13 protein-coding genes are annotated in these 13,610 nt (G+C 39.7%); 3 read left to right on the top strand and 10 right to left on the bottom strand.

Going from position 1 to position 13,610, the window contains the following annotated elements:
- Positions 1–57: 57 nt before the first annotated feature.
- The 6 genes from MORIYA_RS14580 to MORIYA_RS14555 all read right to left on the bottom strand — a co-directional run bounded on the left by MORIYA_RS14580 (position 58) and on the right by MORIYA_RS14555 (position 5,266).
- On the bottom strand, positions 58–795 hold the full coding sequence (locus MORIYA_RS14580; RefSeq protein ID WP_112716258.1) for a DeoR/GlpR family DNA-binding transcription regulator: 738 nt from the start codon (positions 793–795) through the stop codon (positions 58–60).
- 150 nt (positions 796–945) lie between these two features.
- The gene (locus tag MORIYA_RS14575; protein ID WP_112716256.1) at positions 946–1,635 is read right to left on the bottom strand and encodes a 5' nucleotidase, NT5C type; all 690 of its coding nucleotides are present in this window, start codon (positions 1,633–1,635) and stop codon (positions 946–948) included.
- Between the two features lie 147 nt (positions 1,636–1,782).
- Positions 1,783–3,156: an oxygen-independent coproporphyrinogen III oxidase gene (hemN, locus tag MORIYA_RS14570; RefSeq protein WP_112716254.1), complete on the bottom strand. Its 1,374-nt coding sequence runs from the start codon at positions 3,154–3,156 to the stop codon at positions 1,783–1,785.
- Between the two features lie 92 nt (positions 3,157–3,248).
- Positions 3,249–3,713 carry a DUF2489 domain-containing protein gene (locus MORIYA_RS14565; RefSeq protein WP_112716252.1) on the bottom strand — a complete coding sequence of 155 codons (465 nt, stop codon included), beginning with the start codon at positions 3,711–3,713 and terminating at the stop codon, positions 3,249–3,251.
- 2 nt (positions 3,714–3,715) lie between these two features.
- Positions 3,716–4,372, bottom strand: coding sequence for a Der GTPase-activating protein YihI (yihI, locus tag MORIYA_RS14560; RefSeq protein ID WP_112716250.1), 657 nt, complete (start codon positions 4,370–4,372; stop codon positions 3,716–3,718).
- A 270-nt stretch (positions 4,373–4,642) separates the two neighbouring features.
- On the bottom strand, positions 4,643–5,266 hold the full coding sequence (locus tag MORIYA_RS14555; RefSeq protein ID WP_197713390.1) for a c-type cytochrome: 624 nt from the start codon (positions 5,264–5,266) through the stop codon (positions 4,643–4,645).
- Positions 5,267–5,405: 139 nt separating this feature from the next.
- Here MORIYA_RS14555 and yihA point away from each other — a divergent pair, with 139 nt between their 5' ends.
- Complete coding sequence (gene yihA, locus MORIYA_RS14550; protein WP_197713389.1) at positions 5,406–6,053, top strand: ribosome biogenesis GTP-binding protein YihA/YsxC; 648 nt, start codon at positions 5,406–5,408, stop codon at positions 6,051–6,053.
- A gap of 311 nt (positions 6,054–6,364) precedes the next feature.
- Here yihA and polA read toward each other — a convergent pair whose 3' ends face one another.
- The 3 genes from polA to MORIYA_RS14535 form a co-directional block, all read right to left on the bottom strand.
- Complete coding sequence (gene polA, locus MORIYA_RS14545) at positions 6,365–9,160, bottom strand: DNA polymerase I (RefSeq protein ID WP_112716244.1); 2,796 nt, start codon at positions 9,158–9,160, stop codon at positions 6,365–6,367.
- A gap of 1,212 nt (positions 9,161–10,372) precedes the next feature.
- Entirely contained in the window at positions 10,373–11,515 is a 1,143-nt protein-coding gene (locus MORIYA_RS14540) for a 1-acyl-sn-glycerol-3-phosphate acyltransferase (RefSeq protein ID WP_112716242.1), read from the bottom strand.
- A gap of 169 nt (positions 11,516–11,684) precedes the next feature.
- Positions 11,685–12,356, bottom strand: coding sequence for a 7-cyano-7-deazaguanine/7-aminomethyl-7-deazaguanine transporter (locus MORIYA_RS14535; RefSeq protein WP_112716240.1), 672 nt, complete (start codon positions 12,354–12,356; stop codon positions 11,685–11,687).
- 277 nt (positions 12,357–12,633) lie between these two features.
- Between MORIYA_RS14535 and MORIYA_RS14530 the strand changes: the two genes are divergently transcribed.
- Positions 12,634–12,765: a DUF3149 domain-containing protein gene (locus tag MORIYA_RS14530; RefSeq protein ID WP_112716238.1), complete on the top strand. Its 132-nt coding sequence runs from the start codon at positions 12,634–12,636 to the stop codon at positions 12,763–12,765.
- Between the two features lie 155 nt (positions 12,766–12,920).
- Positions 12,921–13,286 carry a SpoIIAA family protein gene (locus MORIYA_RS14525; RefSeq protein ID WP_112716236.1) on the top strand — a complete coding sequence of 122 codons (366 nt, stop codon included), beginning with the start codon at positions 12,921–12,923 and terminating at the stop codon, positions 13,284–13,286.
- Positions 13,287–13,299: 13 nt separating this feature from the next.
- On the opposite strand, the gene MORIYA_RS14520 is transcribed toward MORIYA_RS14525, so the two are convergent.
- A complete protein-coding gene (locus MORIYA_RS14520) occupies positions 13,300–13,593 on the bottom strand; it encodes a DUF3630 family protein (RefSeq protein WP_112716234.1) in 294 nt (97 codons plus the stop codon).
- Positions 13,594–13,610: the final 17 nt, after the last annotated feature.

Below are 13,610 nucleotides of genomic sequence, written 5' to 3'. Positions count from 1 at the left end.
GTAAACAGGTGTTATAATATAACATAACACATAGCTTTAATCAGCCGTAGATGAGCATTATTTTACGACTTTAATGTTATGTTTTTCTAATAGATTTACATATTCTAACGACGCATCTTCATCAGTAATGACCATATCAACCTGATCGAATTGATATAATGGCGTATTGTGAACTTGACCAAATTTAGAAGAGTCCGTGATCACAATATTTTGTGCACCTTTCTCTAAGATAGCCACACCGACATCAGCACGCATCATATTACGACTGGTAAAGCCAGTATTTGGATGCAGACCATCGATGCCTAAGAAAGCTTTGGTGAAGTGAGTATGCTTAATACAAAGGCGCGTCAAGGTGCCCACCATGCTTTCACTTTCATGTTGGTAAAGACCACCTAACACGATGATCTTAACATCGGTTTCTTTCATTAAATGCGCAATGTAACTACTTGGTGTAATAATAGTAACGTCACTACGTTTACCTAATTCTTTGGCCAATAATGCGTTCGCACTACCGCCTTCGATCATCACTGTTTCACCATGTTCAACAAGGCTTGCTGCACAAATCGCCATTTTACGCTTGTGCTCATAATTGACCGTAATACGATGAGACACGTTATCGGTATTATGTGGTGTAGCACCGCCATGAACACGACGGATGAAACCTTCTTTTTCTAACTTGTTCAGATCATGACGGATCGTAACCTCTGAAACACCCAACTTATTCGACATTTCGCCAACAGATGCACGTCCCTTTTCATTTACAAGATTAATAATATCAGTATGTCGTTGCTGCATGATTGCTCATATCCCACACAATTTAAGTTACCTAATTAAACAGATAGTACCACTTTCACCTGAAAGTCATAAGTACTAATTAAAACTACAAATCGAAAAACTCAAATACATAGCATATCCGAGAGCTTCATCACTAATAACAAGTTTAGCTTACTGCACCGACCATGTTTTATCATGCCATGTTTGAATGATATAAGAAATCTCATACCAATCGTGCGCACAAGTGATTTTATCTCTAAACACTTTGTTATGCGGTTGTTTAATCATAATGCAGTGTTCAACACCGGCATTTTTCGCATCCACTAGATTGGCATATTTATCATCAACAAAAGCATGGATCTCGTGTGTTTCTTTAATTTTATTTAAGTAAGTGGCTTTTGACTCACCAAATTCAACAAAGAAAATGTCTTGAAAAATATTACCAAAGCAATGGTACATGTTTGCACGACGCAGCGCTTCGACTTGGGGATCACGACTACACGCGGTAATACAGAAAATGTCATAACCTTCTTGTATTAACTTAGTCAAGATCCGAGATGCGCCAGGCAATGCGTCCAATGCACCAAATTGCCAGCTAGATGCAAACTCTTTTAATATTGTAACATCCTGGCCTTCTTTAATACCCAACCATTCGCATAGGTCCCATGCTAATGGCTTGCCTGTCACTTGCTTATCATATTGATGATTAACAAACTCACGTAACCGAGAACCAAAGTCTAACACCGTATCGTCAATATCAACGACTATCGCTTTCATAGGCACGTTTTCCATATTTTGTGATCTTTTATATTCTGATAAGTAATATAAAATGACATAACTGAAGAGCAATATTACATACATACCAAGTTATGTATATTAATCTTCTATTAAATCAATTGATGAATACTAACTTTATAGTCAGAAAATCTGGCATACTAATTTACAGTAAGCACCATTAAAAAAGGCACCCTCAGGTACCTTCATATTAACGCATATCTTTCGACAACATTAGATCACACGAGAAAACTGTTGCTGACGTGCACGTTGACGTAAGTACACATCGAAACACATACAAATATTTCGGATCAATAGTTTACCTTTCGGTGCTACTTGTAGCATATTACCTTCAATAATAACCAGTTCATCGTTAATGAAAGTTTGTAATAACTTCATGTCTTCAGCAAAGTAAGTGGCAAAATTAAGGTTGAATGTCTCTGCAATCTTGTCCATATCCAGCTCAAAATTACACATCAATTGCTTGATCACAGCACGACGTATAGAGTCATCTTCATTCAAACCAACGCCACGCCATTGCGCATGACCAAGTTCGTCCACTTGCTTATAATATTTTTTCAGCTCTTTTTGGTTTTGCGAATAGGCATTACCAATTTGGCTAATTGATGATACACCTAAACCCAATAAGTCACTTTCACCTTGCGTCGTATAACCTTGGAAGTTACGGTGTAATATACCTTTACGCTGGGCAACCGCTAGCTCATCATCCGGTTTTGCAAAATGATCCATACCGATAAATTGATAACCGTTGTCAGTTAAAAATGCTATTGAATCTTCTAAGATCGCTAAACGCTCTGTCGGTGATGGCATATCTTCTTCTTTCATTTTACGCTGACCAGCAAACAAGCTTGGTAAATGCGCATAATTAAACACAGTTAACCGGGCTGGATCTAAATCCAGTACACGCTCTAAGGTTTTATGAAAGGTGGCTTTGGTTTGATGTGGCAAGCCATATATTAAATCAATATTGGTCGATTTAAAGCCGAGTTCATGTGCCCGTTTGATGATCGCGAAAATCAATTCTTCATCCTGCTCACGGTTTACTGCGACTTGCACTTTTTTATCAAAATCTTGCACACCCAAACTTAAACGATTAAAGCCAACTTCCGCTAATAAATCGATAGTACTCAGTTCAATTTCACGCGGATCAACTTCAATCGAAATTTCAGCATCATCATCAAAATTAAAACTGTCACGTAACACATCAATCAAACGCTGAATTTGTGGCTGCGTTAAAAATGTTGGCGTACCACCACCCCAATGTAATTGCGATACATTACGATTTTTGAAAAACGGTGCTTGTTGTTTGATCTCGGCCTCGAGTACATCAAGGTACTGATCGGCTTTATGCTGATGGCGAGTAATAACCTTGTTACAACCACAGTAATAACAAAGCTTATGGCAGAAAGGAATATGCACGTATAATGACAACGGCTTATCGGGCGACTCATCACAAGCAAAGCGAAAGTCTTGATAACCAAAAGACTCATCAAATTCCAACGCAGTTGGATAAGATGTATATCTTGGACCACTGTAATTATATTTTTCGATCATAGCCTGATCCCAGACTAATTTTTGATTTAGCATATTCAACCCCTAAGACAACTTACGGCAGTATGCCGAAAATAAACATCATGCTGTTTGTCTTACATCATAATATTAACGATTAACACCGTTATTCATTTACATTCAAACGTCGTTAAACGTGCTACGTCTTGTTGCACACGTTCTGCATATTCGCCTTCAAAACGAAAACGATCTAAGTCGAATTGCATACGGGCTTTTTTTGATAATTCACTGCGAGCATCCATGATCGGCATATGTTTTATTTTGTCATAAAATGCATGTAAATCAGGATATTGCTGCGTCAGATCCACAGGTTTAGCAGCTGGAATAGCCGCCAGTAACTTACTAATACGAATCGCGCCTTCTGACAGATCACATTCTTCACGTCCCATTGCTTTGGCAATGATCTGTACACTTTCAGTGATACGGACTTTACGGGCAGCAATGGCTTCGTTTTGTTGCTTAAGCTGCTGCACTTGTTGTGCTTTCACACGATACAGTAAACGTCCTGCATACACTGCTAATGCCAGAATGATCAGGCATCCTATGCCGATTAATATCATCCAACTCGCTTGCATTATTAGCCCTCAGCGTCGTTATTCTTTAACATCTTCTCTGTTGCTAAGAAGCGTTCATATAACTCATCTTCCGATAATTTTTCATGATTAGTGTGCAGTGCTTTAGCATCAAGTTCTGCCATCATCTCTTCATCCCACTCATCTTCGTCGTAATCTTCTTCAAACTCTTCATCATCAGCATAACCAAGTTCTTCAAGTAAGAATTGATGACGTTCCACACCTTGATCGACATAATCTTGATCATCACTATTTAACACTTCATTGTTATCTAAACGGAGCAATAGACCACTTAAGCGTGCATCATTTTCTAACTTATCAAGCTCTTGCTCAAACGTTAATACTGGTGCCACAGGCTTAACTTCAGCTTTAGGTTGTTTCACTTTAATAATCGCAGGTTGTGCAACTGGTGTCGGTGTCGTTAGCAATTGAATCGGTGCTTTACTGCCCACTCTTGGATCGCCAGACTTACGTGAACCACCCGTGCCTTTTTTGCCTTTTACAGCTTCAGTGGTTTTATTACCTGATACTAAACCTTTACGCTTTTTTAAACGTTTGTGCTTGCGTGCTTCTACCGCTTGGGTATTGGTTTCACGTTTTTTACGATCTGATTTAGCAATAGCCAACGGGCCGCCTGAACGTTCTTTTCTTTTACGAGTCATAGTTTTCTCTGTTTTAAATCTGTCTAATAACAAGGTGCACAATAAGCTTGTTTACAACATTGCTAATTAGCGGGTATCGTATTTCGCCTTATTTAAAGATAGTCAATTTACCGATCTTTATTAAGGACATAAGTAGGCAATTCTTTAAGTGAGCGCAGACTACCAAAAAAGCAAGGAAGAAAAAAGATAATTTAGATAAGATAAAAATAAAAAACTCAGCCGAAGCTGAGTTTTTGACGATATTAAAATGAATTCACTAAACAAACATGATTAGTGAAGACCACCTAGATATTTAGAAATCATTTCCATATCTGCTGGTTTCATTTTATATGCGATATCATGCATCATGCCGTTTAGGTCATTTGCACGTTCTTGGCTACTAAATTTCTCTAGTTGCGCTTTAATATAATCGGCATGTTGGCTAGATATTTTCGGGAACTTAGCCGTTTCACTGCCATTACCACGAGGGCCATGACATGCGGCACAAGCCGTAATGCCACGTTCGATATCGCCACCACGGTACAATAATTCACCAGCAGCAACCACGTCTTCAGGTGTTTCTTCAGGTTTCATGGTTTTCGACGCGTAAAACGCCGCCAGATCCTGGATGTTTTGTTCAGTTAACATTGCCGACATACCCATCATGGTTGGATCATTACGACCCTGTTCTCCACCGGTTTGCATCGCCAGTTGAAAATCTTTCAACTGCTTAACAATGTACGACGCATTTTGCCCCGCTAATTTAGGATAGATACTGGCTGGACTATTACCATCAGCACCATGACACGCAGCACATGTAGCGGAAATAGCTTCACCCGCAGCTGCATCCCCTGCAGCTTGAGCGGTACCCATTAATCCGATTAACATTGCAAAAGATAAGACAAGACTTTTCATAGCATTCCACTTGTTATTTTCAGCTTCCGATCCCATGTCACGGCGTGACATGTTACACTTATTATTATTCTATTTGACTATTTTACACATTTTCAAAAAAAAGTAATCATTTAACACAATTTCAATGAGAGATATTAGATTGAATAACAAAAAGATACACTTCGAAAACGCTGCATTTAGGATTAGTGCGCCAGACATTAGTCACCTAACAGATGATTCGGGCATTGAAATTGCTTTCGCTGGGCGATCTAATGCAGGAAAATCAAGTGCATTGAACACGCTAACACGCCAAAAAAGCTTAGCGAGAACCAGTAAAACCCCTGGCCGTACACAACTTATCAATGTCTTTGAAATCGAAGAAGGCAAACGCCTCATCGATTTACCCGGTTACGGTTTTGCTAAAGTACCTTTTGAAGTAAAGAAAAAATGGCAGAAAGCCTTAGGTGAGTACCTACAAAAACGCCAGTCATTAAAAGGCATCGTGGTATTAATGGATATTCGTCACCCATTAAAAGATCTGGATAAACAATTAATTCTGTGGGCAATCGACTCTGATATCCCGGTGATGGCGCTATTAACCAAAGCAGATAAGTTAAAACAAGGCGTGCGCAGTAAAACCGTTAAAGAAGTAAAAGAAGCCGTAAAAGAATTTGGTGGTGACGTCACAGTAGCACCCTTCTCATCATTGAAACATACCGGCATCGATGTACTGAAAAACAAACTATGCGAATGGTATGCTTTAGAACCAGCAACAGGCATTACCAGTGACGACGATAACGAAGACTAGTTCGAACTCTGAATTTTAGGCAAAAAAAACGCCTCGTCAAAACGTGACGTGGCGATGAATAATAAATTCAATTTGAAACAAAAGATTTGAAATATAATTTCGAACCTCTATACCCTACCCCACTAATATACGGCAAACTTATTTCCACCGAAAGTAAAATACGTTATTTAGTTACATTTTTTGTGACAGAGCGCACCTGGAGCGTTGTTTTATGTATAAAAACAACAAAACCAGCCCTAAGACTGGTTTTAATTTCCTGCTTAATTTAATAATTGGAGTCGATTAGCGTTTAATCAGCGCTGCATTAGACATTAATGCGCTTCATCCCAGTTATTACCCACGCCCGCTTCAGCAAGCAGTGGTACATCTAACGACATTGCCGCCGCCATCAGTTCTTTAATCTTCACAACATAAGCTTCAACATGTTCTTCTTTAATTTCGAAGACTAATTCATCGTGCACCTGCATAAGCATACGAATAGAATCTGTTTCTACAGTCTCCATCCAACCGGCAACATTAATCATCGCTTTTTTGATAATGTCAGAGGCGGTACCTTGCATTGGTGCGTTGATCGCCGCACGTTCAGCCGCCATTTGGCGCATTTTATTACGCGCGTTAATTTCTGGTAGATATAAACGTCGGCCTAATAACGTTTCAACGTAACCCTTATCTTTAGCCACTTTACGCGTTTCGTCCATGTAGGTTAATACACCTGGGTAACGCTCGAAATAGCGCATCATATATTGCTTGGCTTCTTTTTGAGGGATGTTTAACTGACGACCTAAGCCGAATGCACTCATGCCATAAATAAGCCCGAAGTTAATCGCTTTGGCACTACGACGTTGATCACTGGTGACTGCATCAAGCTCAACAGAGAATACTTCCGCTGCTGTTGCGCGGTGAATATCTTTACCTTCCGAGAACGCCGTTAGCAGCCCTTTATCTTGGGATAAATGTGCCATAATACGTAATTCAATTTGGCTGTAATCCACTGCCACATATTTATAACCCGCTTCTGGAATAAATGCCTGACGGATACGTCGACCTTCCCCCGCACGCACAGGAATGTTCTGTAGATTTGGATCGCTTGATGATAAACGCCCTGTCGCAGTAACCGCTTGGTGATAAGAGGTATGCACCCGACCGGTTTTTTCTTCAATCAAGGTGGGTAGTTTGTCGGTATAGGTTGATTTTAGTTTACTTAAACTGCGGTATTCTAAGATGATTTTTGGTAATGGATAATTTAGTGCCAGTTCTTGTAACACGTCTTCGGCTGTCGACGCGGCACCTTTTGGCGTTTTCTTGATCACTGGCAATTCCATTTTCACAAACAGAATTTCTTGCAGTTGTTTTGGCGAACTCAGGTTAAATGGTTGCTCGGCAATTTCGTGGGCTTGCGCTTCCAGCTCTAGCATGCGAGAACCTAGTTCAACACTTTGCGCATCGAGTTTTGATTTATCAATCAATACACCTTGGCGTTCAACAGTTGATAAAATACTTACTAGTGGTAATTCAACCTCGTTAAACAACGCCACTAATGTTGGCTCTGCTTCAATTTTCTTCCACAATACATGGTGTAAACGTAACGTCACATCGGCATTTTCTGCTGCATACGGTGCAGCTTGCTCTAATTCAATCTGGTTAAAGGTTAATTGTTTTTTACCTTTACCGGCGATATCTTCAAAGCTAATGGTTTTATGACCTAAGTATTTATCCGCTAAACTGTCCATATCATGACGCGTGGCGATACTGTTATAAACGTACGATTCAATCATGGTGTCATACGCAATACCCGCTAAGTTAATGCCGTAGTTTGCTAACACTGATTTGTCGTATTTTAAATTTTGACCAACTTTTTTGGCATTACTGTCTTCAAGCAATGTTTTTAATGACGCTAATACATGGTCACGATCTAATTGCTCTGGTGCATCTAAATAATCATGGGCAACCGGTAAATAAGCGGCTTCGCCTTCTGCAACGGCAAATGACAGACCCACTAACTCAGCTTGTATATAATTAAGACTGGTGGTTTCAATATCCAGTGCAAACAGATCGGCTTTTTGTAACTTCTCTAACCAACGATCAAAATCTGCTTGGGTTAAAATAGTTTCGTAGTTGCTGCGATCGATTGTGCAAGGCGCAACAACGTCATCACGGCCAGACTCACTTGCCGCTGAACTCGCTTTTGCTGCTTTACCCGCATACACATGTTTAGTTGCATCAGCACCATCTAATAACGCCGCTAACCAACGTTTAAAGCCCATCTGCTGGTATAACTCAGCCAATGCATCGGTATCTGTTTCTGCGATCGCCAGATCATCAAGGGTTACACCAGTTTCAACATCGAGTTTGATCGTGGCTAATGCATAAGACATTTCAGCACTGTCTTGATGTTCGATCATCTTTTTAGCCAGCGTTTTCGAACCACGGAAACCTAAAGGGGCAATACCCTCTAAGTTTTTGTAGATATCCTTAATACTACCCAATCCCTGCAATAGACCTAATGCGGTTTTTTCGCCGACACCCGGTACACCCGGTATATTATCGGCCGTATCCCCCATGAGTGCTAACAGATCAATGATCAACTCTGGCGGCACACCAAATTTTTCTTCAACGCCTTGTGGATCTAACACCGTATCCGTCATGGTGTTGATCAACGTGACATTCTCATCAACCAACTGCGCCATATCTTTATCGCCGGTACTGATCAATACAGCCCGACCTGCGGCACTGGCTTGTTTAGCGATCGTACCGATCACATCATCGGCTTCCACACCCGAAATACAGATCAGCGGTAAACCCAGTGCTTTAACAGCGTTATGCACAGGCTCGATCTGACAACGGAGATCATCCGGCATCGGTGGACGATTAGCTTTATATTCTGGGTACATTTCATTACGGAAGGTCGGACCTTTGGCATCGAAGATCACCGCGATATGGCTAGGGTCAAACTGGGTTAATAAACTCTTTAACATGTTAACGACACCATACACAGCGCCCGTTGCCATACCTTCAGCATTGGTTAAATGCGGAGGCGAATAGAAAGCACGAAACAGATACGAAGAGCCATCGACAAGCACAAGGGGATTGTTAGGGATCGTAGACATAAAAATTAAACTCAATGAATTAAATGATGGATAGACTAAGCATGCCACAAGCCGCTAATTCACGCTATGTTGATGATTAAAATATATCTCGCGATCAGATCTTAACCACTCGATCATAGATCTTGATCTAACTGTGGATAACTCTGTTAACAATGACGATCAAAAAAATAGAAAATCTGTAAAGATCTTAATGTCTACAACTAAAAATCATTTAATAACAACCACTTACACAAATAACGCGTAAGATCAAAAGTTATTTCACGATTTTAGAATATGTGGAAAAGAATCTTACACCACGGTATTTATGTGTAAAAAGAAGTCATGCTGATTAAAAATAATACACTAGATAAGTATTGGAATGTTTGATTTATGTTAATAAAGAATGATTTATTGCAGAAAATAAAAAGCCGGTATCAATCAAACTTCTCTGTTATCGAGGGATAAGAAGTTTGATCTACCGGCCCGAAAAAATTCGGTTTACCCTGCAAGGAGTAATGGATTAAAATTAACCCGGAAGCAATGTGAGCAATGTCTTGTCCTACCGAAATAAATACTAACTTCCTGAAGAACAAGTTAATAATAACGATTCTCATTTGCGTTGGCAAGTGTTTATTTATATAACACCAAAATAATTGAAATTCATCACAAAAATTAAAAAGCCTCATATAAGTATCATGTTCAAAGACTGAAACACAGAATACCTGACGGCGTAAAGCGATGCGGATAATCGAGAATAGCGCGTTAATACAGAAGAGTTGAAATTATAAAGCTGCAGAAAATAAAAAGCCGGTATCAATCAAACTTCTCTATTATCGAGGGATAAGAAGTTTGATCTACCGGCCCGAAAAAATTCGGTTTACCCTGCAAGGAGTAATGGATTAAAATTAACCCGGAAGCAATGTGAGCAATGTCTTGTCCTACCGAAATAAATACTAACTTCCTGAAGAACAAGTTAATACTAATCATTCTCATTACCGTTTGCAAGTGTTATTAACAAAATAATTGTTTTTATAGGTAAATTTTTGCGGATAATAACAATATTGCCTGTAACGGTACCTTCTCTGTATCTACAACGTCAGGTATTGACCATTTCGCTTAGACTATCAATTTACCGATATTGCTATCACCACTGAGGTTAATGCATTGGGATTTAATTTAGGACTACGAAAAATATTTTAATCAGAGATAACCTGAGGCTATCTCTGATTATGATTATTTTCCTAACTGTTTTTCGACTGACTTAGCATAAGCAGCAAGCACTGTGGCATGTAACGCAGCCGGTATTGCTTGTAAGTGTGCAGCAAATTTAGCCCGCTGCTCTGCAGACACGCGACTTGCCGCTTGTATATAGGCCGCAGTTGCATGTAATTGCTCGGCGGCTAATAAATTAGTCGCATGCAGGTAATAATTCTTATCTATCGTTTGATCGATACGCTCAGCCAATTCATTCGCATCAGCAATATCATCGACAATGACGTCACCAAAAGTAATATTAACGTGACCTTTAAAACCGTTAATGCCTTTCACGATACTGTCGATGTCTTCAAATTCAGCTTTATTATACTCACCAGTTGTTGCTAATTGACAAAGCTCATTGGCTTTCGCCGCATCGTTTGGATCGTATTCATAAGAGATAGTCACTGGCACAATGTTTAATGATTTCATGTATTCTGGAAAGCTAATTTTTTGGCCCTTACCATGCATATACATCATTTTTAAAATCGCAGGGTCAGTTTGGTCATTGCCATCTTTAGCACGACCTTCTTTTTGGGCAATCCAAATCGACTGTTGCTCCGTTTGTATTGAATGCGCAATATAACCCGATAATGACTTAAATGCGGTCATCATTTCACGTACACCCTTGACTGAACGTTTGACGATGAAACTTTTATTTAAACGCATCAAGTCTGATACAAATGGCTTTTTCAATAAATTATCACCAATCGCAATACGCACAGTATCAAAACCATTGTGATGTAAGGCCCAGTTTAAAAATGCCGGATCCATGGCAATATCACGGTGATTAGAAATAAATAAGTAGTTTTTATCTTGGTCCAACTTCTCAGTCCCGTTAAAGGTAACCTGAGTGGTGGTGTTCGCAATCATTTTTTTCATATAAGCGATCACTTCGTGCTGAATGTCACTCACACTGGTGATGTGGCGACATTTACGGCGCAGAGCCATGCGGATCATTGGGAATATCACCCAGCTAAAATGCTTGATCAAGCGCGGAAACTGAAAATGCGCGATCGCAGTAATAAATTCGTTATCGTTAACTAAGCGTTCTACAACACTTGCTATTTCGTCATCATTAAAAGGACGAATATCATCATATAAACCCACGGCTATTGCCATTCGGCACCTCAATTGCGTGTAAATTAAAAGCGTAAAATCTCAAACCTCGCGATTATACCTTAAACTACGAATACAATACTGTACTAAAACAAAAAGGCGCTAAACTTTTCACTTATCGGTGAATTAGTTTAGCGCCTTTCGCCCTCGAGCAAAACTAAGTTGTATTAACTCAATTTTGCAGCTGAGTATTTGCAGTTATATTCGCTTGGAATGTAATAACACCTGCCAGTTTGGTTAATAACACACCATAAAGTGGTAAGAATATTATCAAACTAATCAGCAGTTTAAATCCATAATCAACCGTCGCAATTTCAACCCAGTTAGCCGCCATAAACGGATCGGTACTTTGATAAAATGCCACGGTGAAGAAAATGATAGTATCAATGAGATTACCAAATACTGTTGATAATACCGGTGCAACCCACCATTTTTTTAATTGTCTTAAACGATTAAAAACAACAATATCAAGTGCCTGTCCGAATAAATAAGCCAAAAAGCTTGCCAGCGCAATACGGCCAACAAAACGATTAAACTCGCTTAAACCGGCAAATCCCTGATAACTACCTTCAAAGAACACCACAGATAACGCATACGAGACCAACAATGCCGGTAGCATAACTTGCGCAATAATGCGTTTCGCCATACCAGCACCAAATACTCGAATAGTCAGATCGGTCGCTAAAAAGATAAACGGAAAAGTAAATGCTCCCCACGTGGTGTGGAAACCAAATATATTAATTGGCAGTTGGACTAGATAGTTGCTCGCTGAGATCACTAAAATATGAAAACAAGAGAGACAGATCAACGCTTGACGCGTCTGCATTGCAGTTAATTCACGCATAATAAACCTTTTTAGTTAAATTCATGGGGTAAGGGAACCCATGTAAATTGTAGCCGCCGTTTTCAAGTGAAAGGAGGCGGACGGGCATTATACCCAAGCCAGATAAGAATGCAAAAACTCATCGCTATCACAGTTTGAAAATAACATAACCGTAACAAACCATTCACTGATCTGGATCAGTTTGTTGGTTGTTTAACTTGCTATCATTACCCATAAATAAGTAACTAATATACTTACTCACATAATACGGTTTAATGACTGACAGAGGATTAACACGATGGAAATTTGGACTAAACTTTTAAGCGATCTTTTTTCTGATACTGTCGGCATTGCCTCAATCAGTACCATTGCCCTCACCTGTGTTGTTGCCACTGTGATCATCAGAATGTTTATTGTGAAAAGCCGATAACGACCTTGGGCGAATAGCTACACATTAATAATTATCAGCAAAAGCGACTATAATTAGTGCATAGTCATGAATGTTAGCCACTTGCACCCCCTAATTAATGCCTTAATGTAATATGAGTGCAAAAATTAAGGACATTCAACCACCCGGAGATGTCCATGATCACTATTATCAATCTATCTGCAGCCAACCTGTTTATTAACCTATCACAGACCATTACCCACAGTGATTATGAAACTGTATTAGAACCCGTACTTAGCGATATACGGAAACAGCACCCTCAAGTGAATGTTTGCGTGATATTCGCCGATGACTTTGCTGGGTTCGAACTACATGCCTTGGTCGATGATGCGATGATAGGGATAAAGTATTGGCAATACTGGCATAAAATAGCGTTAATTTCAGAACCTAAATGGTTACATGCCATTACGGCGGGCATTGCCGCAATCAACCCGATCACCATCGAGAGTTTCTCGACAATGTTAAAAGCGGAATTATGGTTTAACGAAGAAGAATATTTTTAATGGCCGAGGAAAACTAACTGCGTACCAGTTTTGCTGCTATTTCAACGAGAATACCCTGATCTTCTTCACGGGCAACCGCCAACCATGCACTGCAGGTGTAGTCTTCAAATTCAAATAATAAATTAATACCTTGGTATTCTAATACCCAGGCGTGACGGTCTGCACCCCAATTTTTTTCACACACACGCGCTGCTAATAGGGCCACTAATGTCGGTGCCAGCGTGGTAAAATTCTCAAAATTCAATGCCTCATGTTCTAACATCAAAATATTATCCGTCGCTTGCTGCGTTGCCAATGTCCAGTTCATGTTGTTATCCTTCGCTA

The sequence above is a fragment of the Moritella yayanosii genome (assembly GCF_900465055.1).
GTDB classification, from domain to species: Bacteria; Pseudomonadota; Gammaproteobacteria; order Enterobacterales; family Moritellaceae; genus Moritella; species Moritella yayanosii.
The sequence above is the reverse complement of the archived record's forward strand: the minus strand, read 5'-3'. Positions and strand labels throughout refer to the sequence as shown.

Excerpts from the sequence above, each read along its gene's own strand:
- MORIYA_RS14555 (WP_197713390.1), bottom strand. The coding sequence starts at position 5,266 with ATGAAAAGTCTTGTCTTATCTTTTGCAATGTTAATCGGATTAATGGGT.
- MORIYA_RS14580 (WP_112716258.1), bottom strand. The coding sequence starts at position 795 with ATGCAGCAACGACATACTGATATTATTAATCTTGTAAATGAAAAGGGA.
- MORIYA_RS14530 (WP_112716238.1), top strand. The coding sequence starts at position 12,634 with ATGGAAATTTGGACTAAACTTTTAAGCGATCTTTTTTCTGATACTGTC.
- MORIYA_RS14520 (WP_112716234.1), bottom strand. The coding sequence starts at position 13,593 with ATGAACTGGACATTGGCAACGCAGCAAGCGACGGATAATATTTTGATG.
- MORIYA_RS14540 (WP_112716242.1), bottom strand. The coding sequence starts at position 11,515 with ATGGCAATAGCCGTGGGTTTATATGATGATATTCGTCCTTTTAATGAT.
- MORIYA_RS14525 (WP_112716236.1), top strand. The coding sequence starts at position 12,921 with ATGATCACTATTATCAATCTATCTGCAGCCAACCTGTTTATTAACCTA.
- MORIYA_RS14575 (WP_112716256.1), bottom strand. The coding sequence starts at position 1,635 with ATGTATGTAATATTGCTCTTCAGTTATGTCATTTTATATTACTTATCA.
- hemN (WP_112716254.1), bottom strand. The coding sequence starts at position 3,156 with ATGCTAAATCAAAAATTAGTCTGGGATCAGGCTATGATCGAAAAATAT.
- MORIYA_RS14535 (WP_112716240.1), bottom strand. The coding sequence starts at position 12,356 with ATGCGTGAATTAACTGCAATGCAGACGCGTCAAGCGTTGATCTGTCTC.
- yihI (WP_112716250.1), bottom strand. The coding sequence starts at position 4,372 with ATGACTCGTAAAAGAAAAGAACGTTCAGGCGGCCCGTTGGCTATTGCT.
- polA (WP_112716244.1), bottom strand. The coding sequence starts at position 9,160 with ATGTCTACGATCCCTAACAATCCCCTTGTGCTTGTCGATGGCTCTTCG.
- MORIYA_RS14565 (WP_112716252.1), bottom strand. The coding sequence starts at position 3,713 with ATGCAAGCGAGTTGGATGATATTAATCGGCATAGGATGCCTGATCATT.